The 22,244-nt window shown below is 63.7% G+C and carries 19 protein-coding genes and 1 pseudogene; 14 read left to right on the top strand and 6 right to left on the bottom strand.

Annotated elements, in window-relative coordinates:
* The first annotated feature begins 28 nt into the window (after window positions 1-28).
* From ASD12_RS20020 to ASD12_RS19990, 7 genes are all read left to right on the top strand, one after another.
* Entirely contained in the window at window positions 29-838 is an 810-nt protein-coding gene (locus ASD12_RS20020) for an IclR family transcriptional regulator (RefSeq protein WP_056589837.1), read from the top strand.
* A 139-nt stretch (window positions 839-977) separates the two neighbouring features.
* Window positions 978-1,730, top strand: coding sequence for an SDR family NAD(P)-dependent oxidoreductase (locus tag ASD12_RS20015; protein WP_056590162.1), 753 nt, complete (start codon window positions 978-980; stop codon window positions 1,728-1,730).
* Window positions 1,731-1,876: 146 nt separating this feature from the next.
* Window positions 1,877-3,226 (top strand): glucoamylase family protein, encoded by a 1,350-nt coding sequence (locus ASD12_RS20010; RefSeq protein ID WP_082525563.1) that lies wholly within the window; start codon window positions 1,877-1,879, stop codon window positions 3,224-3,226.
* Window positions 3,216-4,745, top strand: a complete 1,530-nt coding sequence (locus ASD12_RS20005) for a mercuric reductase (protein ID WP_056589831.1) — start codon at window positions 3,216-3,218, stop codon at window positions 4,743-4,745. Before ASD12_RS20010 ends, ASD12_RS20005 begins: the two co-directional genes overlap by 11 nt.
* Before the next feature lie 158 nt (window positions 4,746-4,903).
* Window positions 4,904-5,515 (top strand): bifunctional DNA primase/polymerase, encoded by a 612-nt coding sequence (locus ASD12_RS20000; protein WP_244482905.1) that lies wholly within the window; start codon window positions 4,904-4,906, stop codon window positions 5,513-5,515.
* Between the two features lie 2 nt (window positions 5,516-5,517).
* Complete coding sequence (locus tag ASD12_RS19995) at window positions 5,518-7,644, top strand: glycosyltransferase (protein WP_056589825.1); 2,127 nt, start codon at window positions 5,518-5,520, stop codon at window positions 7,642-7,644.
* Entirely contained in the window at window positions 7,641-9,206 is a 1,566-nt protein-coding gene (locus tag ASD12_RS19990) for a glycosyltransferase (protein WP_056589822.1), read from the top strand. Before ASD12_RS19995 ends, ASD12_RS19990 begins: the two co-directional genes overlap by 4 nt.
* 44 nt (window positions 9,207-9,250) lie before the next feature.
* On the opposite strand, the gene ASD12_RS19985 is transcribed toward ASD12_RS19990, so the two are convergent.
* The 4 genes from ASD12_RS19985 to ASD12_RS19970 form a co-directional block, all read right to left on the bottom strand.
* Window positions 9,251-9,934, bottom strand: coding sequence for a GntR family transcriptional regulator (locus ASD12_RS19985; RefSeq protein ID WP_056589819.1), 684 nt, complete (start codon window positions 9,932-9,934; stop codon window positions 9,251-9,253).
* Between the two features lie 13 nt (window positions 9,935-9,947).
* Window positions 9,948-10,844: a dihydrodipicolinate synthase family protein gene (locus ASD12_RS19980; protein WP_056589816.1), complete on the bottom strand. Its 897-nt coding sequence runs from the start codon at window positions 10,842-10,844 to the stop codon at window positions 9,948-9,950.
* A gap of 195 nt (window positions 10,845-11,039) precedes the next feature.
* Complete coding sequence (locus tag ASD12_RS19975; RefSeq protein WP_056589813.1) at window positions 11,040-11,615, bottom strand: DUF1349 domain-containing protein; 576 nt, start codon at window positions 11,613-11,615, stop codon at window positions 11,040-11,042.
* A gap of 90 nt (window positions 11,616-11,705) precedes the next feature.
* A complete protein-coding gene (locus ASD12_RS19970) occupies window positions 11,706-13,145 on the bottom strand; it encodes an aldehyde dehydrogenase family protein (RefSeq protein ID WP_056589810.1) in 1,440 nt (479 codons plus the stop codon).
* Window positions 13,146-13,416: 271 nt separating this feature from the next.
* On the opposite strand from ASD12_RS19970, the gene ASD12_RS19965 reads away from it, so the two are divergent.
* The 5 genes from ASD12_RS19965 to ASD12_RS19945 all read left to right on the top strand — a co-directional run bounded on the left by ASD12_RS19965 (window position 13,417) and on the right by ASD12_RS19945 (window position 19,115).
* On the top strand, window positions 13,417-14,076 hold the full coding sequence (locus ASD12_RS19965; RefSeq protein WP_056590159.1) for a TetR/AcrR family transcriptional regulator: 660 nt from the start codon (window positions 13,417-13,419) through the stop codon (window positions 14,074-14,076).
* A 96-nt stretch (window positions 14,077-14,172) separates the two neighbouring features.
* Entirely contained in the window at window positions 14,173-15,426 is a 1,254-nt protein-coding gene (locus ASD12_RS19960) for a sarcosine oxidase subunit beta (protein WP_056589807.1), read from the top strand.
* 8 nt (window positions 15,427-15,434) lie between these two features.
* Complete coding sequence (locus ASD12_RS19955) at window positions 15,435-15,701, top strand: sarcosine oxidase subunit delta (RefSeq protein WP_056589804.1); 267 nt, start codon at window positions 15,435-15,437, stop codon at window positions 15,699-15,701.
* Window positions 15,698-18,583, top strand: coding sequence for a sarcosine oxidase subunit alpha family protein (locus ASD12_RS19950; protein WP_056589801.1), 2,886 nt, complete (start codon window positions 15,698-15,700; stop codon window positions 18,581-18,583). The genes ASD12_RS19955 and ASD12_RS19950 overlap by 4 nt, the downstream gene beginning before the upstream one ends.
* Entirely contained in the window at window positions 18,576-19,115 is a 540-nt protein-coding gene (locus tag ASD12_RS19945) for a hypothetical protein (protein ID WP_056589798.1), read from the top strand. The genes ASD12_RS19950 and ASD12_RS19945 overlap by 8 nt, the downstream gene beginning before the upstream one ends.
* Before the next feature lie 11 nt (window positions 19,116-19,126).
* Here the strand turns inward: ASD12_RS19945 and ASD12_RS19940 are convergent, their stop codons facing one another.
* The gene (locus ASD12_RS19940; RefSeq protein ID WP_023811545.1) at window positions 19,127-19,612 is read right to left on the bottom strand and encodes a hypothetical protein; all 486 of its coding nucleotides are present in this window, start codon (window positions 19,610-19,612) and stop codon (window positions 19,127-19,129) included.
* Between the two features lie 247 nt (window positions 19,613-19,859).
* On the opposite strand from ASD12_RS19940, the gene ASD12_RS19935 reads away from it, so the two are divergent.
* Entirely contained in the window at window positions 19,860-20,534 is a 675-nt protein-coding gene (locus ASD12_RS19935) for a GntR family transcriptional regulator (protein WP_056589796.1), read from the top strand.
* Window positions 20,535-20,598: 64 nt separating this feature from the next.
* Here ASD12_RS19935 and ASD12_RS19930 read toward each other — a convergent pair whose 3' ends face one another.
* Window positions 20,599-21,453, bottom strand: a complete 855-nt coding sequence (locus ASD12_RS19930; protein ID WP_056589793.1) for a dihydrodipicolinate synthase family protein — start codon at window positions 21,451-21,453, stop codon at window positions 20,599-20,601.
* On the opposite strand from ASD12_RS19930, the pseudogene ASD12_RS19925 reads away from it, so the two are divergent.
* A pseudogene (locus ASD12_RS19925) lies at window positions 21,410-21,838 on the top strand (transposase); the annotation flags it as partial. The gene ASD12_RS19930 and the pseudogene ASD12_RS19925 sit on opposite strands and share 44 nt — an antisense overlap.
* Window positions 21,839-22,244 lie beyond the last annotated feature (406 nt).

Raw genomic sequence — 22,244 nt, 5'->3', positions numbered from 1 at the left:
GCGGACGACGACGCCAGAAAGACCCAGCGTGCGCAAGCGAGCGACCAGGGACGAGACGGAACTTGGAGGCGAAGGCGCGCAGCTTTCGTCGTCGCTGGTGCGCGGGCTCGACATCCTGCGCGCCTTCCGGCCGGGCGACGCCTCGCTCGGCAACCAGGACATCATTGCCCGCACCGGCCTGCCCAAAGCCACGGTTTCGCGCATCACCTATACTCTGAGCGCGCTCGGCTATCTCCTCTACGACAAGGATCTCGGCCGCTACAGCCTGGGGCCGGCCACCGTGGCGCTCGGCTATTCAGCGCTCAGCTCCAGCGCCGTCGTTCACGTCGCCAGGCCGCTGATGCAGCCGCTGGCCGACCTGACCGGTGCGGCGGTGGCGCTCGGCACGCGCGACAGCCTCAACATGGTCTATCTGGCCAATTGCCGGTCGGAGAGCCTTGTTACGCTGCGGCTCAATCCCGGCTCCTATCTGCCGATCTGGAAGACATCGATGGGGCTGGCCTATGCGGCGGCCCTTTCACCCCAGGAGCGCGCCGGCCTTGTGCGGGCTTTGCAGGAGGCGGAGCCGGACAAGGCAGCGATGATCCATGCTGCGATCGACGATGCGATCGCCCAATATGCGCGCCAGGGCTACGTGACGTCGTTCGGCGCCTGGCACAGCTACATCCATGCGGTCGGCGTGCCGTTTCGCCCGCGTGACGGCTCGCCGCTTGTTGCCGTCACCTGCGGCGGCATCGGCGAGATCATCACCGAGGACCGCGCGCATGCCGAGATCGGACCGGCGCTGGTGGCGATGGTGAAAGCGCTGGGCAGTGTGCTCGAGGGAAATCCCGTGTGATCCCGGCACGGGATTGGCCCAGACGATCGGCCTGCATGCCGGCTTGAACTTGCCTGGCGGTGACCGCACAGTCGCCGCCGATGGTATGGTGGCCGTGCGTCGCCATCGTCCATCGGGTTCAGGTGACGGGGGAAATCAGATGCCGATGAATTTTGCAGGACGATTCAGCGATCGGGCGGCGGTCATCACCGGCGGCGCATCGGGCATCGGTTTGGCGGTGGCTCAGAGGATTGTCGAAGAGGGCGGACGGGTTTCGGTCTGGGATCGCGATCCTGCCCAGATCGAACAGGCCAAGGCCGTCATTCCGGGACTGCACGGCGTGGCGGTGGACGTTGCCGATGCGGCGGGGGTTGAAAATGCCGCCGCACGGACGATCGAAGCGCTTGGCGGTGTCGATATCCTGGTCACCAGTGCGGCGATCACCGGCCCCAACATGACGACCTGGAACTATTCGAGCGAGGATTGGCAGAAGGTCATCGACATCAACATCAACGGCGTCTTCTACTGCAACAAGGCGCTCGTGCCGCACATGCTCGAGCGCAACTATGGCCGCATCGTCAACATCGCCTCGATTGCCGGCAAGGAAGGCAATCCCAACGCCTCCGCCTACAGCACGTCCAAGGCCGCGGTGATCGGCCTGACCAAGTCGCTCGGCAAGGAACTGGCCAAGACCAAGGTGACGGTCAATTGCGTCACACCCGCGGCGGTGCGCACCGCGATCTTCAAGCAGATGAGCCAGGAGCACATCGACTTCATGCTGTCCAAGATACCGATGGCGCGCTTTGGCGAGGTCGACGAGGTGGCGGCGCTGATCTGCTGGATCGCCTCGGAGGAGTGTTCGTTCACGACGGCCGCCGTGTTCGACGTTTCCGGCGGCCGCGCCACCTACTGACGCAGAGCGAATCTCAATTCCGCGTGACGATGCAACGGACAGGAGCGGGCGGGCGTATAGTCCCAGACGTCGAATCGATGATGACGCAACAAGGTAGCGGGAAACCATGACACGGGATGCAGCCATCCGGCGGGAGCTTGCTTCTTTTGCTTAGAGCCGAGCCTGCCGCATTGTCCGACGACGAGCTTCTGGAGCGCTATCAGCGCGCCGCCTTCGATTATTTCCTCGAGAATGTGAATCCGGAAAACGGACTGGTCGCCGATACGTCGCGGCCGAATTGGCCGGCCAGCATCGCCGTTGTCGGTTTCGCCCTGTCCTGCTATCCGATCGGCGTCGAGCGTGGGTGGATGATCCGCGAAGCGGCGGTGAAGCTGACGCTTGCCGCGCTGCGCTTCTTCTCGACCAGCCGGCAGGGCAATGGCGACGACGTCACCGGCCACAAGGGTTTCTACTACCATTTCCTCGACATGCGGACCGGCCTGCGCGTCTGGCGCTGCGAACTGTCGATGGTGGATACTGCGTTGCTGATCGCCGGTGTGCTGGTGGCGGCATCCTATTTCTCCGGCGAGGATGAGGAGGAAGCCGAGATCCGGGAACGAGCCGAGGCGCTATACCGGCGCGTCGACTGGCGGTGGGCGCAAGGCTCAGGCCTGACGCTCCGGCAGGGCTGGAAGCCGAAGAGCGGCTTTCTCCACTATGGCTGGGAAGGCTACAACGAAGCGACGATCCTCTACGTCCTGTCGATGGCCTCGCCCGACAGCCCGACCTCGGACGACAGTTACGAGGGCTGGACGGCGACCTACCAGTGGGAAAACATCTACGGCTACGACGTGCTCTATGGCGGTCCGCTGTTCATGCACCAGTTCTCGCATGCCTGGATCGACTTCGCCGGCATCCGCGACGCTTTCATGCGCGAGAAGAACTCGGATTATTTCGAAAACAGCCGCCGCTCGACCTACCTGCACCGCGACTATGCGCGCCACAATCCTTACGGCTATGGCGGCTACGACGAGAATTTGTGGGGACTTTCGGCGGGCGACGGCCCAGGCGGCTTTCGCACCAGCGTGGAGCGACACCGCCGCCGGTTTTCCGGCTATGCGGCGCGCGGCGCGCCGTTCGGGCCGGATGACGGGACGATCGCCCCATGGTCCTATCCGGCGTCGCTGCCTTTCGCGCCGGACATTTGCCTGGCGGCCTTGCGCCATCTTGGAGATCGCTATCCCGAGGTGATCGATAATTTCCGGCTGCCGAGCGGCTTCAATCCGACATTGGCGAACCGGCGGACATTCGGCCGGCACGGCTGGGTGTCGGAAGGCCACTACGGGCTGGACCAGGGCATCGTGGTGATGATGATCGAGAACCATCGGTCAGGGCTGATCTGGAAGCTGATGCGGTCCAATCAGCATATCCGCAACGGCCTGCGCAAGGCCGGATTCAGCGGCGGCTGGCTGTCTCAGCCGGTAAGCCCGGCGTCAGGTGGCGGCGATGGCGCGTGACCGAACCAGGGCTCGCGCCTTCCCCGTCGACAGCAACGACCTCGAACTGATCAAGAGCGCCCATCCGCCGCACTGGCAGAACCCAGAGCCGGACGGTCCCTACAACCTCGTCGTCATCGGTGCCGGGCCGGCCGGGCTGACCGCCGCCCACGAAGCGGCCGGCCTCGGTGCAAAGGTTGCGCTCATCGAGCGCAACCTGATCGGCGGGACCTGTATCAATGTCGGCTGCATCCCGTCGAAATCGATCATCCGCACGGCCAGGCTCTATGCAGATATGCGCGATGCCGAGAATCTCGGCGGTGACACGCCGGACCGTCTTCACGTCGACTTTCAGCGGGCAATGACACGGATGCGGCAAATCCGGCAGCGGATCAGCCGTGCCGATGCCGCCGCAACCATCGCGGCGAAAGGCATCGATGTCTTTTTCGGCGAAGCACAGTTTTCCAGATCGGACGCGGTCACGGTGGCGGGCAAGACGCTGCGTTTCAGGAAGGCGCTGATCGCGACAGGCGCGCGCCCGAGGCTGCCGACGATCCCGGGGCTCGCCGAAGCCGGCTATCTCAGCAACGAAACCATGTTCGATCTCACAGAGTGCCCGAAGCGGCTTCTGGTCATCGGCGGCGGACCGCTCGGTTGCGAGGCGGCGCAGGCCTTCCGTTTGCTGGGTGCGAAAGTCATCCTGGCGCAGCGGGAGCCGATGTTCCTGCCCGGCGAGGAACGCGACGCCGCCCAGATCCTTTCCGACGCGCTGGCGCGCGAGGGGATCGAGGTTTGCCTCAACACCGAGATGGTGGCGGTGCGGACAGCAGGCGGAAAGAAGCTCGCCGACCTGGTACACGACGAGATCACGACGACGATTTCCGTCGACGAGATAATCACCGGCATCGGCCGCTCGCCCAATGTCGACGGTCTCGACCTGGAGAACGCCGGGGTGGCATACGATGCCGACGGCATCAAAGTGGACGATTATCTCCGGACCACCAATCCGCGCATCTATGCGGCGGGCGACGTCTGCCTCGCCTACAAATTTACCCACACCGCCGAGGCGACGGCCCGCATGGTCGTGCACAACGCCTTGTTTCTTGGACGCAGTAAACTGAGCGAACTGGTCATTCCGTGGTGCACCTACACCGATCCGGAGATCGCCCATGTCGGGCTCTATCCGGCGGAGGCGCGCCAGAACGGCATTCCGGTCAAGACCTATACGGTGCTGATGCACGATGTCGCCCGTGCGGTGATGGACGGCGAAGAAGAGGGTTTTGTCAAAATCCACGTCCGGGAGGGGTCCGACCGCATCCTGGGTGCCACGGTCGTCGCCAGCCATGCCGGCGAGATGATCAATGCAGTGTCGCTGGCGATCAAGTCGGGCATGGGCCTGCTCGCGCTGGCCGACGTCATCCATCCCTTCCCGACGCAGGCACAAGGCATAAAGATGGCCGCCGACGCATACAGGCGAACGCGGTTCACATCATTCTGGAGACATGTCACGACGCGTTGGCTGGAGCGGTCCAGAAGATGACGTGTTTGAGACGGAGGCGCATCGCTTGAGCACGACCAAAGTGTTGCACTCGGCACTTGACGAGGACCCTGTTCGGCTAAAGAAGATTGGAATGACATTTTTCGGCCGCGGAACAGTCGATGCAGCCTGTAATAAGGACCGAATATGCAATCGAGCTCTTGGCCAAGGGTTACATTTGCTTGCCGCTCCGGGCCGGCGGCAAACACCTTGATCTCCAGGCGATGGAATACGATCCGCTGCATTTGCAGACCCGGCGAAAAGATTTGAAGGAACTGGCATTCAGATCGATTGCCTTTCAGCTTTCACAAAAGCCGCCGACCTGCGATGACATTGAGCGCTGGTTTCAAAAATTCGTGGGGAATATCGGGATATTGGGCGGATTTTCCAATCTCCTCATCCTCGATTTCGATGACGTTGTCGGCTATCGAAGTTGGACGAGCATGCACATGGAACTCGCCGGCCGCACACCGGTTGCAAAGTCGCCGAACGGATTTCACGTCTATCTGAGGACGCGAGAGCCGATCGTTTCATCCAGTCTGCATTTTGGTCTGCGCCGGATCGGTCACGCCAAGGGGCTCGGTGGCTATGTGGTTGGCAGTCCTTCCGTTCTCAAGGACGGCTCATGCTACAGCTGGTTGAAGAACCAGTCGCCATTCGACATCGAACCCAAGCTGATCGATAGCCTCGCCAGTCTTTCACTCCGACCTGTATCGCCGTTAAAGGATTTCTATAACCGCATGCTGAACCGCGGTTCCTTCGAGCAGAAGTGATCATGGTCGTGCGGGACGTCACTGTCATCATTCCGGCACGGAACGCCGCCGCCACCATTGACGCCACCTTGCGAAGTCTGGTGCCCGACCGTTATCTGATCGGCGAAATTCTTGTCATCGATGACGGCTCCGACGATCAGACCGCGGCCATTGCACTCGACAGCGCCCGAAAATACGGGCTGCCGCTGGAGGTCGTGGTCGTCCGGCTCGGCAGCGCTGGCGCTGCACGCAACGCCGGCATCGCCCGCGCCAGCGGGAAATCCATATTCTTCCTTGATGCCGACGACGAGGTGATGGCTGGAGGGCTGACGCTGTTGCAGGATGCGCTCAAGCGCAATCCCGACGCCGGGCTGTCGATAGGAGCTTGTATTCGCCGGACCAGAGGGCGGCCGGACAAACTCAAGGTGCCGCATGGATACACCGATGACCGGGCCCTGAACGCGCGGCGATACCTTCTCAACGATGTATGGCCTATCGCCATGGGCAGCGCATTGGTCGCAACCTCGGCAACGGCCACCGTCCGCTTTCCGCAGACGACCGGTCTCGACGAGGACACATGCTATTGGGCGGCCCTGCTTGCGCGCTCGAATGTGGCAACCGTCTCCACCCCGGTTCTGCTCTACCATCACGACGAGGCAAGGATGGCCAAGCGTTTCGTCCAGGCGCCGCGCCGCACATTTCTGGCTATAGCGCTCGAACTGGACACGCTTGCCGCTTGCGGGGTGGCGAGGGACGTTCTCCAATGGAGAAAATCCTGGATAGCGCAACGGATTTCAAGGCAACTGATCAAACATAGGATGTTCATGGATGCGGCGGGCATGATGCGTGCCGTTCGTGCACACAACACGATCGGTCGAAGCTGGAAGGCACTGCAATATGACGCCCGGATTCGTGTCGGAACCATGATCGAGAGACCCGCCAGAGTCCCCGTCCCGATCCTTGGGGTAGGGCGCACGCTGGTGTTGTGCCACGATCCAGCCTTCCCCGCTGTCTCGGGCGCTGATCTCAGAAACTTACGCAACGCTGAGGCGGCAGCGGAATTCGGCCCGGTCTGCCTGGTGTCGGTGCGGCCGCAGGCTGCGAAAGCAGCAGATCCGTCGATCCGCATTGAAGCCTTGTCGATCGAGGGGGAGGCCCGATCCGGCTCGATCGGCTGGTGGCGCATAAGGGCGGAGCATCGCATTTCGCGCTCTGCGTTGACGCGGCTGGAGACACTGGTTCGAGACTTCCGCCCGGACACCGTGCTGGTCGAGGGCATCGGCCTGTTCAAGCTGCTGCGGCCTTTGCGGGCGCTTACGGAACAGCTGATCCTCGACATGCACAATGTCGAGTCCGACCTGGCGGAACAGTTGCGGCGCGTCGATGCGAAGCGACCTGCCGTGGCGACGATCACCGCGGGCCTTGGCATCAGGCGCCTGGAGCGAAAGGCGCTTGCCCTTGTCGACAGGGTCTGGGTCTGCTCGGACCAGGATCGCGAAAGGCTGATGGCGCTTTCCCGGCACACCGTGCCGATCGATGTCGTTCCGAACGGAATTCCCCACGCCGGGTACAGTCCCGAAACGCCGCCTGCCGAGCCGGGGACCGGCAACGGCTTTCCGGTGATCCTGTTTATCGGCCATCTCGGCTATCCGCCAAACGTCGATGCCGTCGGGCGGTTGGCCGGCTCCATATTGCCGCGCATCCGACGGGCCTTGCCGGCCGCGACACTGGTTCTCGCCGGACGCAACCCGAAGCCCGCCGTGCGGGCGCTGGCTGGATTGCCTGGCGTGGAGCTCGTCGAAGACCCCGAAAGCGTGGCGCCGCTCCTGTCCAGGGCGCATCTCAGCATCGTGCCGCTTGCGGCAGGCGGCGGCACGCGCATCAAGATCCTGGAGGCGATGGCCTGGGGCGTGCCGGTGATCGCGACGCCGCTGGCGGCCGAGGGTCTGGACCTGATCGACAAGGAGGAGCTGCTGCTGTCGGATACCGATGAGGGGCTTGCCGACCTGGCTGTCGGACTTTGCCTGGACACCGACCGCAGGGCACGCCAGCGCATCCGCGCGCATCAAGCGGTATGGGCAAGGTTCGGCGCGCGCGCCATCCGCAATGCCGTCCGCGACGGGTTGGGACTGGACGAGGCTGGCGCATGATCCCACCGATCCTTCACCAGATGTGGAAGAACGACGTCGTTCCGGCCCGTTTCCAAGCCTATGTCGAGAGCTGGAAGCGGCACAACCCGGACTGGACATTCCTATTCTGGAACGATCGGAAGCTGCTGGAATTCATCGCCGAGCACTATCCGGATTTCCTGCCGACCTTCTGCGGCTACCCGAGCGGCGTGCTGCGCGCCGACGCGGCGCGCTACCTGCTTCTCTATCATTTCGGTGGGGTCTATGCCGACATCGACTGTGAATGCGTCGCCCCTTTCGATCCGATCATGGGCCAGGACCGCATCGTGCTGTGCAAGGAACCCGCTTCGCACACAAGCGTCCAGGCGGAATTCCGCGGCCTGCCCTATCTGCTCTTCAACGGAACGATTGCGAGCCCGCCCAGGCATCCCTTCTGGCTGCATGTACTGTCGCTGTTGCCCGGACTGGCTCAGGCCAAGGACGTGCTCGACGCGACCGGCCCTTGCCTGCTGACATCGGCCCAGCGGGGCTATGGCGACCAGAAGGCCTTCGTCATACATCCCCCGACGCTGTTCTCCCCGGTGGATTCGGCCGGATCGAGAGAGCCAGACACGGGAACAACGCTGTCCATTCATCATTGGGCGGGCACTTGGTGGACACCGGAACCAGCGCCGGGGTGGGGCACCAGGCTGCGCAATCATCTCTACCGTGGCTGGTATCATGTGACGCGAGGCGCCCATCTGGATGAGGCCACGGCAAGGGCAAGTGTCAGCCAGTCGGCGCTTCTGGCATCGTCGCCATCTGGCCAGAACATTGCCGTCCTGGTGCCGCTTCGCGACGCGGCCGAGCATATCCAGCCGTTCCTCGACCTCCTGCAGACGCTGGACTATCCCAAGGACCGGATCAAGCTGGTGTTCTGCGAAGGCGACAGCGTCGACGGAAGCTGGGATAGGCTGCAGGAGGCAACGGCTCGATTGTCCGGCCAATATCGGAGCATTGTCCTGCTGCAGAAACATGTCGGCACCAGCCTCGACAGGACAAAGCGGGCAAAGCCGCGCATGCAGCGCGTCAGGCGCGGCACCATTGCCAAGGTGCGCAACCACCTGATCGATCATGGGCTGGACGCCGACGACGACTGGGCGCTGTGGATTGATGCCGATGTCTGGCGTTTTCCCGGCGATGCCTTGAACCGCCTGATCGCCACCGGACATCGCATCGCGGTCCCCAACTGCGTGAAGATCGCCGGCGGCGCCAGCTTCGATCACAACAGTTTCATCACGACGCGGTCGACAAGGGACTACCGGTACTATCGCCATATGCGCGGCGGGCTTTACCAGCCGCCCCTGCAATCGCAGGGCCGCCTCCATCTCAGCGATGTCAGGCATCTCGACATCATCGGTCTCGATGCGGTCGGCGGAACCATGCTTCTCGTCGATGCCGCTTTGCATCGTGGCGGCCTTCGTTTCCCCGAACTTCCCTACCGCGATCTTATCGAGACCGAAGGCTTCGGCGCCCTTGCCAACGACCTCGGCATCAGGCCGGTCGGCCTGCCCAAGCTGGAAATACTGCATGTCCCCTGGTGAGCTTTGGCCTGCCGACCGTTCGCTCCCGGCCGGCAAGGACGCAGTCAGCCGGCGCTCTCGCTGCGCCGCAACTGGCTGACGATCTCGCCGGCCGCGTCGGCGATGTGTTTTCTCAACAAGCGCGCGGTCTCGGCGATGTCCCTCCCGCGATAGGCTTCGAAGAGCTGGCGATGCTCCTGCAGGGCTTTGGCCTGTGCCTTGGCGGGCTCGATCTGCAGACGCAAATAGCGGTCGGCGGAGTTGTAGAGCGTCTGGACGACCGCCATCGACCGCGGCCGCATCGACGGTTCGAGCAATGCGGTGTGGAACGCCCAGTTGAGACGGCTGAGATCCTTGGGATCATCGCCTCGGGCGATGGCAGCCTCATAGGCGCGCATCGATTTTTCGATGGCGGCAATGTCCTGGTCCGAGGCGTGCGCGATCGCCTTTTCGACCAGGAAAGGCTCAAGCAACAGGCGCGCATCGAAAAGGTCGATCGCATCGTCGGCGGACAACTCCGACACGACCGCACCGCGATGCGTCCTGATGACGACCAGGCCGTCCGCCTCCAGTTGCAGAAGCGCCTCGCGCACCGGGATCCGGCTCACGCCAAGCTCGGCGGCGATGGCTTCCTGGCGGATCTGATGTCCGCCCGGGTAATCGCCGCCGATGATCCTGGCGGCGATGTACTGGGCGACCATTGCCGTCACGGTCTGGCGTTGCAGCAGCGGCTTGTCGGTGGTGGCCATGGGCGTCCCGTGTTCAGTCCTGCTGCCTGAGCTTTTCGATCGCCGCCTCGATGACGGCGGTGACGCGCGCGCGCTCTTCGCCAACCAGAGGCAAGCGTGGCGCGCGGGTCCACTCCGGCGCGCCATAGACGAGATGCTCGGCCATCTTGATGTACTGGACCAGCTTGACATGCGTGTCGAGATGAAAGGACGGCGTCATGATGCGGTAGAGATCGCGCGCGGCGGCGAAATCGCCGGCCGCGCACAAATTGAAAATGCGGACGCATTGCTCCGGCCACGCATTGGTCATGCCGGACACCCAGCCGGTGGCGCCGAGCGCCATGCTCTCGACGATCTGGTCGTCGACGCCGCAGAAGATATCGAAGCGATCGTCGAGTTCGATGATCATGTCGGTGACCCGGCGCACATCGCCGGTCTCTTCCTTCACGGCAACAATCGTCGGGCAGTCCGCCAGCACCTTCAGGATGGCGGGGGTGACGTCGACGCCATAGGCGATCGGGTTGTTGTAGATCATTATCGGCAGGTCGCTGGCATTGGCGATCGCCTTGTACCACTCAGCGGTCTCGCGCGGGTCGGTCTTGTAGCCAAGGCTGGGGAACACCATCAGGCCTTCGGCGCCGAAATCCTGGTACTTGCGCGCGGCTGCGGTTGCGTTTGCCGTCGAAATCTCGGCAAGGCCGGACAGAAGCGGGACACGTCCGGCCACCACGTCTTTCGCGGCCCGGATGACCGCTTCCCGCTCCTGCGGCTGCAGTGACGCATTCTCGCCAAGCATCGGCAGGACGATGACGCCCGACACGCCATTGGCGATCAGGCGATCGATGCTTGCCTGCGTCGCCTCGATGTCGATCGAACCATCCTGGTTCAGCTTGGTCGTGACCGCCGGGAACACCCCTTGCCAACGCGTCATCGTTCGGTCTCCTCTTTGAATCCATATTGTATGATTGGATCCAATCCAACAATATGTGAACGAGCAAGGTCCAGGGCAATTGCCGCGCCCCATTCACGGCGCGGTCGGATAACCCGACGGCGCGCGTGGCAAGTCTTCAAACAGCGACTGTCGTAAAGGTCGAAGTGCTCGCGGTTCAGCGCAAGACCGCACGCCTCAATCGTGCAATTCCCGCGATATTGGCGGCTCCACCGAAAAGCCGGAGAATGTAACCTCGAACCCCTCGCGCTGCGGGGAACAGCACATCATGCCGACATCGACTGCTTTCGAGATCGGGAAATAGGCAAGCCGCACCGGCTTCCAGTGGCCGTCGGAAGCATCGAGATACTGGACCCTGATCGCCTCGGCGTGACGGGTCAGACGGATGCTGATGCCGTTCGGGTCGGCAGGGATGGCGATCAGCGACCAGTCGGACGTGTCGTTGGTGACGACGACGGAGAAATAGGAAAGGCCGTCGGTGTATTCGATACCGGCCTTGATCCAGTGCGTTTCGCTGAGCCGAACCATCAGCCCGGCTTGATCGTAAAGCACCTTGTAGTCGCCTTTGACCGTGACTTCGGCGGTGAAATCGCCCTCGACCGGCCGGTACAGGAAGTGACCGTTGTCACGCCAGAAACCGTAGAAGGTCTCGCGCCAGAAATCGGTCTCCTTGCCGGTGCGCACACGAACGCTATCGCCGTCGATGGCGTGGTGCGGCGGCGGGTTAAGCCAGGTCAGATTCTGCACTGTCATCCCTTCGCGCCGCTCCAATCCAGATGTGTGACGGGTTGCCAGCCAATCAGCCGGCGCCCGATCAGCCCGGCATGATCGGCCGACGGCCGATCAGCCAGCGAATGTATAGGCGGTCTTTACCGTGGTGTAGAATTCCGCCGCGTAGCGGCCCTGTTCGCGCGGGCCGTAGCTCGAGCCCTTGCGGCCGCCGAAGGGAACGTGGAAGTCGACACCCGCCGTCGGCAGGTTGACCATTACCATGCCGGCTTCCGAATTGCGCTTGAAGTGGGTGGCGTGCTTTAGGCTCGAGGTGCAGATGCCCGAGGTCAAGCCGAAGGGCGTGTCGTTGGCGACGGAAAGCGCTTCGTCATAGTCCTTGACGCGTATGACGCTGGCGACAGGTCCGAAAATCTCCTCGCGCGAACTGCGCATGGCGTTGGTGGCCTCAGTCAGCAATGCCGGCTGCAAGTAGAAGCCCGGCGTCTTGCGATCGAGCCGCTCGCCACCGAAGGCGAGCGTGGCGCCCTCCCTGACGCCGATGGCGATGTAATCCTCGTCCTGCTTCAGCTGCGTCGCATCGACGACCGGGCCGATCTGAGTCTGCGCGTCGAGCGCATCGCCGATGACCAGCTTGCTCATGCGATCCTTGAGGGCATCGACGAAACGATCGTGGATGCCGTCGGTCACGATCAGCCTGGACGAGGCGGTGCAGCGCTGGCCGGTCGAGAAGAAGGCGCCATTGAGCGCGCAATCGACGGCGACCGCGAGATCGGCGTCGTCGAGCACGACCAGCGGGTTCTTGCCGCCCATTTCAAGCTGGAACTTGCGCATGTGCTCGATGCTTGCCGCGGCGACGCGCTTGCCTGTGCCGACCGAGCCGGTGAAGCTGATGGCGTTGACATCGGGGCTGTCGAGCATCGCCTGACCGACGACCGAGCCCTTGCCCATGACGAGATTGAGCACGCCCTTGGGCAGGCCGGCGCGATGCAGGATGTCGATGATGGTCCAGGCGCTCTCGGGAACCAGTTCAGCCGGCTTGAAGACGACGGTGTTGCCGTGGGCCAGTGCCGGGGCGATCTTCCAGGCCGGGATGGCGATCGGAAAATTCCACGGCGTGATGATGCCGACCACGCCGACCGCCTCGCGCGTGATCTCGACGCCGACGCCCGGCCGCACGCTCGGCACGACATCTCCGGTCAAACGCAACGTTTCGCCGGCAAAGAAATCGAATATCTGGGCGGCGCGAATGGTCTCGCCGATGCCCTCGGCCAGCGTCTTGCCTTCCTCACGGGCCAAATTGCGGCCGATCTCGTCCTTGCGCGCCAGGATCTCATCGGAGGCTTTTTTCAGGACCGCGTGGCGCGCCAACGGACCGGAGCGAGACCATGCCGGAAACGCCGCCTTGGCTGCGGCGATCGCCTGCCCCGCCTGCTCGGCTCCCGCCGAGGCATAGTCGCCGACGATATCGCCGGTATCCGAGGGGTTGATGTTGCGCGAACCGGCCTCGCCGACCCATTCGCCATCGATAAGATTCTGTCGAAACAGCGTCATGTCGTTTGTTCCTGCTGGTTGGCCGCGCGGGCATCTGTCTGAACTTGTATTTGCCAGACAATTGCCTTGCGGGAAAGCAAACACTGAACCAGCAGCCGCGACAAAAATCCCCTCGCTTGCGACCGCGCTGATGGCGTGGCGGCGACAGCGCCCGATCGAGCCTCAATCCGGCTAACATCCGAGATGCATCATTCGGTCAGGGTTGAATTGCCCTGTACAGTCATGTCCATAGCCTTGATTTGCCTGAGGCAGCATGTCATGCGTCGTGTTGATGGCAGCTCTCGAAACGACGATTCAGCGCGCCGGCGCCACCGGCAACATCAAGGCCACGCGCGAAGATTGGCTGAAGCTAGCGCTTGAAACGTTGATCTCGGACGGTGTCGAACGCGTCCGCGTGCTGACGCTGGGCCAGAAGCTCGATGTGTCGCGTTCCAGCTTCTACTGGTATTTCAAGAGCCGGCAGGATCTGCTCGACCAGTTGCTGGATTATTGGCGGCAGACCAACACCAGGTTCATCGTCGAACGCGCCAGGCGGCCTTCCGCGACCGTCATCCGCGGGGTGATGAGCATTTTCGAATGCTGGGTGGACGAAAGGCTATTCGATCCCCAGCTGGATTTCGCGATCAGGGCCTGGGCCCGTCGTTCGCCTACCATCCGGCGCGCGCTCGACGAGGCTGACGAGGAGCGCGTCAACGCCATTCGCGACATGTTCATGCGTCATGGCTATGATGAGGTGGATGCGTTCGTACGGGCCCGCGTGCTCTATTTCATGCAGATCGGCTATTACTCGCTCGAACTCAACGAGCCGATGAGCAGCCGCCTGGCTCAAGTTGCCTCGTATCTGCGCAGTTTTACCGGCCAGGAGCCGTCGCCCCAGGACGTCGAGGATTTCTCGCGCTACGTCGAGGAGACGATTTCGCGAAAGCGCTGACGCCATCAACCGTACGCAAGACTGCATCCATTACTAGACATACGTGTACAACACGAATACGCTTTGCCTCGAAAAATCAGGCCTGTCCGGCACGCCATGACCACACGCTATTCCGCTTTATCGCTGTTTAGAGAAGGCCTGGCCGGCCAGACCGGCTGGCAGCCGGCATGGCGCTCGCCCGAGCCGAAGCCGTCCTATGACGCGATCGTCATTGGCGGCGGCGGCCATGGGCTGGCGACGGCTTACTACCTTGCCAAGAACCAGAACATCGCCCGAGTTGCTGTGCTGGAAAAAGGATGGATCGGGGGCGGCAACACAGGCCGCAACACGACCGTGGTGCGCTCCAACTATTATTATCCGGAAAGCGTCGAGCTCTACGGGTTGGCACACCGGCTCTATGAGGGGCTGTCCAAGGATTTGAACTACAATGTGATGCTGTCGCAGCGTGGCATGGTCAATCTGTGCCACTCGACCGCCGAGATGGAGATCGGCGCGCGCACCGTCAACGCCATGCAGATCAACGGCATTGATGCCGAGCTGTTTTCACCTGAAGATGTGCGCCGGGTGGCGCCGATCTACAATTTTTCGCCGGATGCGCGCTTCCCGGTGTTTGGCGGCATCTGGCAAGGCAGGGCCGGAACGGCGCGCCATGACGCGGTCGCCTGGGGCTATGCGCGCGCGGCAAGCCGGCTCGGCGTCGACATCATCCAGAACTGCGAGATCACCGATTTCATCATCGAGGGCGGCCGCTGCCGTGGCGTCCAGACTTCGCGGGGCGCGATCCGGGCCGAGCGCATCGGCATGGCGGTGGCCGGGCACTCCTCGGTGCTGGCGGCCAAGGCCGGCTTCCGGCTGCCGATCAATTCCTATGCGCTGCAGGCCTGCGTTTCCGAGCCGGTCAAGCCGATCCTCGATACGGTGGTGCTGTCGCCGGGCTGCGGCGTCTATGTCAGCCAGTCGGACAAGGGCGAGATCGTCATCGGCGGCGGGCTCGACCGCATCCCCTCCTATGCGCAGCGCGGCAATCTGCCGACGCTGGAGACGGTGATTGCCGGGGTGCTGGAGATGTTCCCGATCTTCGGCCAGCTCAAGCTGATGCGGCAATGGGCGGGTATTGTCGATGTCGTGCCGGACTCCTCGCCGATCATCGGCGAATCGCCCCTACCGGGACTGTTCCTCAATTGCGGCTGGGGCACGGGCGGCTTCAAGGCCATTCCCGCCGGCGGCACGCTGCTGGCAAACTTGCTGGCGACCGGCAAGCACAACGACATCAGCCGCCCCTTCGACCTCGATCGCTTCGCCACCGGGCGGCTGATCGACGAAGCGGCCGGCTCCGGCATCGCGCACTAGAGGCAATCATGCAGTTGTTCCCTTGCCCATTCTGCGGCTCGCGCGACGAGACCGAATTCCACTATGGCGGCGATGCCGGCAACATCAGGCCTGATGGCGCCGAGGTGCCGATCGATCGCTGGGCTGATTACCTCTATTTGCGCACCAACCCGAAAGGCACGGCGCGCGAAATCTGGGTTCACATGAACTGCGGCGAGTTCTTCGTCATGGAACGTGACACGGTCACCCACAAGGTGCTGTCCTCGGCTGCTCTCGGCGGGGAGCACGCGGCGTGACCGCCTCGCGTCTTGCCACCGGCGGCAGCGCCATCGACCGCTCCCGCCCGATCCGCTTCAGCTTCGACGGCGCTACGGTGCACGGCTATGCCGGCGACACCATCGCCTCGGCGCTGCTGGCAGGCGATGTCGCGGTCGTCGGCCGCAGCTTCAAATATCATCGGCCTCGCGGCATCTGGAGCGCCGGCGTCGAGGAACCGAACGCGCTGGTCGATGTCGGCGGTAGTGTGCCGACGACGCCGAACACGCGGGCCACGACCGAGCCGGCGCGCGACGGGCTGGTGGCGAGAAGCGTCAACGCCGCGCCCAGTGCACTGGCCGACCGCAACGCCTTCCTCGACCGTTTTGCGCGCTTCATTCCGGCGGCGTTCTACTACAAGACCTTCATGTGGCCGGACTGGCACAGGTTCGAGCCACGCATCCGCGCCATGGCGGGGCTGGGCAAGGTCGATGCGGGCTGGACCTCGGCGGGCACAGCCGACCAGATCAACCATCATTGCGACGTGCTGGTGGTGGGCGCGGGACCGGCAGGACTGGCGGCGGTACGGCTGGCGTCTGGTGCTGGTCTTTCTGTCATGCTGGTCGACGACCAGCCTAAGCCAGGCGGATCGCTGGGCCATCGCGCCGGTGAGATCGACGGCAAGCCGGCGGCCGCCTGGATCGCGGAGACGGTTGCAGAGCTTGCCGCTGCCGGTCAGCTGATCCTGCCTTCGACCACCGCCTTCGGTATCTACGACCACAATCTGGTCGGGCTGAACCAGCGCCATTGCGACGGCCGGCCGGATACGCTGTGGCGGGTCAGGCCGCGCCAGATCGTGCTGGCGACCGGCGCCATTGAGCGGCCGCTGCCCTTTGCCAACAACGACCTGCCGGGCATCATGTCGGCGGATGCAGCGCTCGCCTATCTCAGGCGCCACGCGGTCCTGGTCGGCCGCCGCATCGTCCTCGCCACCAACAATGACAGTGCCTACGAAGTTGCCACGGCGCTGGCCGAGGTGGGGGCCGATGTTACCCTTGTGGACATTCGCCGTGATGGCACGCCCCCCACGCCGGCCAATGTGGGGCTGGTCAAAGGCCGAGCCCTCACCTCCGCCACCGGCAAGCTGCGCGTCGACGGCGTGACGCTCGACGACGGCACGAGGTTGGGTACCGATTGCGTGCTGATCTCGGGCGGCTGGACGCCGACCATCCATCTGTTCGGCCAGGCCAAGGGCAAGCTTGCCTGGAGCGAGGCGCGTGCCGCCTTCCTGCCGGGCGATCCGGTGGATGGCATTGCTGTTGCCGGCGCGGCTGCGGGCGCGGTTTCCTTGTCGGAGGTGTTCGCAGGTGCCGGCAACGCCGTTACATCTTCTGGTCAAAAGAAAGCGGCGATACCGCACAGCACCGGACTGGAAGCGACAGGAGGCATAACGGCCGCATGGCCGATGCCGGGTTCGAAGGGACGCATCTGGATCGACTACCAGAACGACGTGACGGTGAAAGATGTCGAGCTTGCGGCGCGCGAAAACTTCGTCTCGGTCGAACATTTGAAGCGCTATACCACGCTCGGCATGGCGACCGATCAGGGCAAGACCTCCAATCTGCCGGGCCTGGCGCTGATGGCCGGCATCACCGGCCGCACGGTGCCGGAGGTCGGCACCACCACCTATCGGCCGCCGTTCACGCCGGTGCCGTTGGCAAGCTTTGCCGGCGCGCGCGTCGGCGAATTGATGGCGCCGGTGCGGCGGCTGCCGCTGGAGACTATCCATCGCGCCAATGGCGCGGTCTTCCAGGAATATGGCGGCTGGCTGCGCCCGGCCCACTATGGCGGCAACGCGGACGCGGAGCGTTCGATCGCGGACGAGGCGCGGCGCGCCCGTCAATCTGTGGCGCTGTTCGATGGTTCGACGCTCGGCAAGATCGAGGTGATCGGACCGCAGGCGGCCGCATTTGTCGATTTCCTCTATTACAACACTATGTCGACGCTGAAACCGGGCCGCTGCCGCTACGGCTTCATGCTGTCGGAGAATGGCGTGGTCTTCGACGACGGCGTTCTGGTGCGGCTCGACGAGCAGCGCTTCGTCGTGTCGTGCTCCTCCTCGCACGTCGCTGCCGTGCACGCCCGGCTGGAGGAATGGCGCCAGGACCGCTTCGGACGCGGTGCGGTCTACATCCACAACGCCACATCAGACATGGCGACACTGACCGTGTCCGGACCGAACGCCCGAAAACTGCTCGAAACTCTGGATCTCGGCCTCTCGCTCGACGATTCCGACCTGCCGCATATGGCGGTTGGTCATGGCACCTATGCCGGCGACGAGGTCCGCGTCGCCCGCGTCAGCTTCACCGGCGACAGGAGCTATGAAATCTCGATCCGGGCCGATCGCGCCGAGCCGCTATGGGCGCAACTGCGCCGGGCCGGCCAGGCGTTCGATGTCGTCGTCATCGGCTTGGAAGCGCTGATGATCCTGCGCGCCGAGAAAGGCTTTATCGTCATCGGCAAGGACACTGACGGCACCACGCTGCCGCACGATCTCGGCGTCGACGGCCCGCGCGCCAAGCGCCAGAGCGAGTTCGTCGGCCGCCGCTCGCTGTTTACCGAAGAGGCCGCGCGTGACAACCGCATGCAGCTTGTCGGATTGGCGGTGCCACAAGGCGAAGCGCCGCTGGCCACCGGTGCGCATGGCATCAAACGGATTGACGGCGGATTGCGCAGCCAGGGCTTTGTCACATCGAGCTACCAGAGCCCGACGCTCGGCCGCCCGGTTGCGCTTGGCCTGATCGAGCGCGGCGCGGCCCGCCACGGCGAGACGATCGAAATCCAGCATCTCGGCAAGATCCGGACGGCGACAATCGCCCCACCTTGCGCCTTCGACCCAGCAGGAGACCGGCTGCATGCGTGATCTCGCGGAGAAATGGTCCGTTGCGCCGGACTGGCAAAGTGCGGTTATCACCGCGCCCGGCCTTGCGGTGCGCGCGATCTCGGGTCTTACCCAGTTGATGGTCAGCGGCGATCTCGACGCGTGGGCGCGAGTATCTGGCGTGGACCGCACTGGTGTTGGAGCCTTTGGTACCGCGCAGGGCGACCGCTATGCGGCGCGGCTGGCGCGCGACCGGCTGCTTGTCGTTTCGAACAGCCCGCTTGCCATCGCCATGGGCTGGCATGCAGACGGGTTCGCGGTGACGGCGATCAGCGCCGGGCTGCAGGTGTTCGAGGCCGAGGGCACGGCGCTCGACGCTTTCATCGCGCGCGGGACAGCGCTCGATCCCAGCCAAGCGAGTGCCAGCGCAGCGCTTTCCTTCGCCGGCATCAGCGCCATCGTCTATCGCCATGACGGCAAGCTGCGCGTCCATGTCGATCGCGGTCTTGCGGCCTATCTCTGGACATGGATGGAAACAGCCGCCTGCAACATCGCCGCCGAATCAGCCGATTAGCCGGCGACACGTCAGAGCGTGAACGACCAGAACAGGCAGGCCAGTGTCGCGGCGGCAAAGACCACGAAGAACAGGCTGCGCAGCAGGACGTTGCGGCGCAGCTCATTCATGACGAAGTGACAACCGACGATCGCCGCGGCAAAAAGGAACCGCCAGTTCAGCAATGCCCACACGGCGCTGCCCTGGCCGAAAGCCCATCTGGCTACCAGACAGCCGACAATGGTCGCAAACAGCGCGATCACCGTCCAGAAGAGGGCGTCGGCGGCATGGGTCAGGACAATGCCGGCCGCCCTGATCGGCAGGATCATCATCAGCATCGCGCTGAAGAAATAGACCGCGGCAATCGGGATGAACACGCCAGCGTCGGCAATGCCGTCGAGGCGCCTGACGCCGATCGCGCCATAGGGATAGCCGTGCCTGGCCACAGCCAGGCTCAACGCCATGAGCAAGGCGGTCAGCACGGCGACCAGTGCGAAGGATGTAAGGGCTTTGCTCATGACGTTCCTGTCCCAGACGAATCAGACAGGAACGTTTTTAGCGGGCGGTCGTAAATTGCGCGTAAGCGAGATTGCCCGCCACGCTGATTTGGACCTTGGCGCAACAAGCGCGCCGAACGCGGCGCTCGTCGAGATGGCGGAAGGCCGTGCCGATCGGCGACATCGGTCATGCCCGGCTTAGGTACTTTCTGATTTACATTCCAATGTAATCTGACCATTTCTGGTGAACGAAGACGCGGATTTTCCCATGGACCTCGATCCTTCGACTCTCAATCGGGCTCTGCCGCTCCGCGATCAGATCTATCACCAGATTCGCAACCTTATCGTCGTCGGACAGATGAGGCCCGGGGAAGTGATCAACGAGGTGGCCATCGCGGAAGCGCTCGGTGTTTCGCGTACCCCGGTGCGCGAAGCGGTCAAGCGCATCAGCGACGAGGGTCTGGTCACCATCCTGGCGCAAACCGGCACCTATGTCGCCCCGATCAGCCGGGCCGACCTGGAGGAAGCCTATGTCATCCGCCGGGCGCTGGAAATGGAAAGCGCCAGGCGCGCGGCCGACAAGTTCTCACCGGCAGCCGGCGAATTGCTGAAGGACAATGTGGCGGCGCACCGGCTTGCCATATCGCAGGGCAGATATGCCATCGCGATACAGCTCGACGATGTCTTTCACCGCACCATCGCCGAAATCTGTGGCCTGCCGATGATCTGGAGAGCCGTCGACATCTCGAAGGCGCAGATGGATCGCGGCCGCCATCTCGTCATCCCGAAGCCCGGCTATGGCGAACAGACGATCGAGCAGCATGAAGCCATCTTCGAGGCTTTGAAACATCACGACGCCGAGGGCGCCGCGCAGGCGATGGAACGCCATCTCGAGACGTCGTTGCGCAACACGCTCGAAGTCGCGGCCGACCTTCTCGGCTGAAGCCGCCAGGGCCCGCTGCCAGGGTCGCGTGTCGGGCGGACGACCTATTAGCGGGAATTGCCGTTCAGCCCGGCAACCGGCCGAGGCCAGCCGCAAAGCGCGCCACCATCGCCAGGCCAACCTCGCTTGGCCGCATCGCCGGAGCCCGGTCGTGTATCGGGATGCCGGTGCGAGCGCCGAACAGCCGCTTGCCGTAACAGATCAGGTTTTCGATGCCCTGCATGACGAAGACCGCTGCCGGCAGCATTCTTGCATACTCGGCCTCGACCGTTGCTTCGTCACCGGCCCGGAACGCATTGTAGGCGCGCACGGCGAGGTCGATGCTATCCGGCGCCAGGATCATGCCGCGGCAGCCGATGCGGAAATTGTCGATCAGCTCCAGGCCGCCACGTCCGTTGAAAACCGGTATCCGGCCTTCCGTGCGCTCGATCAATCCGGCAATGTCGGTGACCGGCCCTTCGCCCTTGATCAGCCTTATGCTGGGATGAAGCGTGACGAGTTCGCGGATTTCGTCTGAGGACAGGCCGCGCCCGAAAAAGGCCGGCGCGTTCTGGATCGCCACCGGCAGGTCGGTCGCCTCGGCGACGCGGCCGAAGAACTTGATGTATTCCGGCGCGCCATAGGACCCGACCGGCGGCGGCTGCAGGATCACCCAATCCGCTCCCACGCTTTCAGCATGGCGAATCTGGGCCACCTGTTCGGCCACCGAAGCGCCGAAGATGGTGAAGGCGAGCGGCACTTTTCCGGCGGTGTCTTCCGCCGTCCAGTCCATGATCGTCTGGCGCTCGGCCTCTGTCAGCTTGGCGACTTCCGTCGCCAGGCGGAGTGCGGCCATGCCGTGCACGCCGGTCGCCAGGCAGATCTCGACCTGCTTGCTGGCTGCGATGGCGCGTGAGGACCAGCACTGCCGTCTGCTCATGTCAGTGCCTGGTGTAGGCACTGTCACAGCCACCGCCTTTGCATCAGCCGTGGAGGATCCGGCGAACTTCAGGAACTCGCGCGCCGTGGGCGCATGGGTAGGCCTGACCCCGAGGCGCTACCAGTCCGGCGAGGTCGATAATGACGGGCATATCTCGCGCCGTGGCGACAATCAGTTGCGCGGACTGCTGTATGAGGCGGCCGCGGTCATCCTGAACCGGTCGACGGATACCAGCACCCTGCGAACCTGGGCATTGGAGCTCAAAGATCGGCTCGGCTTCAAGCGAGCGGCCGTGGCCCTGGCGCGCAAGCTGGCAGTGATCATGCATGCGATGCTCCGGACGGGCGAGCTGTTCGATCCGCACGGAGGAATGCCCGCCGCCTGATACCTGCAGACGCTCCCTGCGACGATTCTGTCAGGCCATTCAACCAACAGCGTTCTTACAGGACGCACCGAGCCGTCCCTGCCGGGACGTGGCTGAGATCATTCCGCGAAGCGGGAAGCAACTGCCTCGTTTAGCAGATTGCGTAACGAACATAGGAAGATCTCACCTGCGAAACTCATCCTGCGGCGATCAGCTTTGCATCGACCGCGTAGACGACCCTGTACCCGGCATGCGGACGAACGAGAATCGACAGAAAGGACGACGGCCTTGCACTCACCCCCTTGACGGTCGAGCGATTAGACGACCCGCTGCGCGGGAGGGGCGCCTGCGGTTGAGGTAGAGATCAAGAACCGGTCGTCGCGCTCGCGTTGAGCGTCGTTCGGCTCGAGCAGAGCATGGCGGGCTT

Source organism: Mesorhizobium sp. Root102 (assembly GCF_001425625.1).
Lineage (GTDB): Bacteria > Pseudomonadota > Alphaproteobacteria > Rhizobiales > Rhizobiaceae > Mesorhizobium.
The sequence above is the reverse complement of the archived record's forward strand: the minus strand, read 5'-3'. Positions and strand labels throughout refer to the sequence as shown.

What these genes read in the sequence shown, in the direction of transcription:
- ASD12_RS20015 (WP_056590162.1), top strand. Translation starts at nt 978, where the DNA reads ATGCCGATGAATTTTGCAGGACGATTCAGCGATCGGGCGGCGGTCATC.
- ASD12_RS20005 (WP_056589831.1), top strand. Translation starts at nt 3,216, where the DNA reads ATGGCGCGTGACCGAACCAGGGCTCGCGCCTTCCCCGTCGACAGCAAC.
- ASD12_RS19995 (WP_056589825.1), top strand. Translation starts at nt 5,518, where the DNA reads ATGGTCGTGCGGGACGTCACTGTCATCATTCCGGCACGGAACGCCGCC.
- ASD12_RS19990 (WP_056589822.1), top strand. Translation starts at nt 7,641, where the DNA reads ATGATCCCACCGATCCTTCACCAGATGTGGAAGAACGACGTCGTTCCG.
- ASD12_RS19985 (WP_056589819.1), bottom strand. Translation starts at nt 9,934, where the DNA reads ATGGCCACCACCGACAAGCCGCTGCTGCAACGCCAGACCGTGACGGCA.
- ASD12_RS19980 (WP_056589816.1), bottom strand. Translation starts at nt 10,844, where the DNA reads ATGACGCGTTGGCAAGGGGTGTTCCCGGCGGTCACGACCAAGCTGAAC.
- ASD12_RS19975 (WP_056589813.1), bottom strand. Translation starts at nt 11,615, where the DNA reads ATGACAGTGCAGAATCTGACCTGGCTTAACCCGCCGCCGCACCACGCC.
- ASD12_RS19970 (WP_056589810.1), bottom strand. Translation starts at nt 13,145, where the DNA reads ATGACGCTGTTTCGACAGAATCTTATCGATGGCGAATGGGTCGGCGAG.
- ASD12_RS19965 (WP_056590159.1), top strand. Translation starts at nt 13,417, where the DNA reads ATGGCAGCTCTCGAAACGACGATTCAGCGCGCCGGCGCCACCGGCAAC.
- ASD12_RS19960 (WP_056589807.1), top strand. Translation starts at nt 14,173, where the DNA reads ATGACCACACGCTATTCCGCTTTATCGCTGTTTAGAGAAGGCCTGGCC.
- ASD12_RS19955 (WP_056589804.1), top strand. Translation starts at nt 15,435, where the DNA reads ATGCAGTTGTTCCCTTGCCCATTCTGCGGCTCGCGCGACGAGACCGAA.
- ASD12_RS19945 (WP_056589798.1), top strand. Translation starts at nt 18,576, where the DNA reads ATGCGTGATCTCGCGGAGAAATGGTCCGTTGCGCCGGACTGGCAAAGT.
- ASD12_RS19940 (WP_023811545.1), bottom strand. Translation starts at nt 19,612, where the DNA reads ATGAGCAAAGCCCTTACATCCTTCGCACTGGTCGCCGTGCTGACCGCC.
- ASD12_RS19935 (WP_056589796.1), top strand. Translation starts at nt 19,860, where the DNA reads ATGGACCTCGATCCTTCGACTCTCAATCGGGCTCTGCCGCTCCGCGAT.
- ASD12_RS19930 (WP_056589793.1), bottom strand. Translation starts at nt 21,453, where the DNA reads ATGAGCAGACGGCAGTGCTGGTCCTCACGCGCCATCGCAGCCAGCAAG.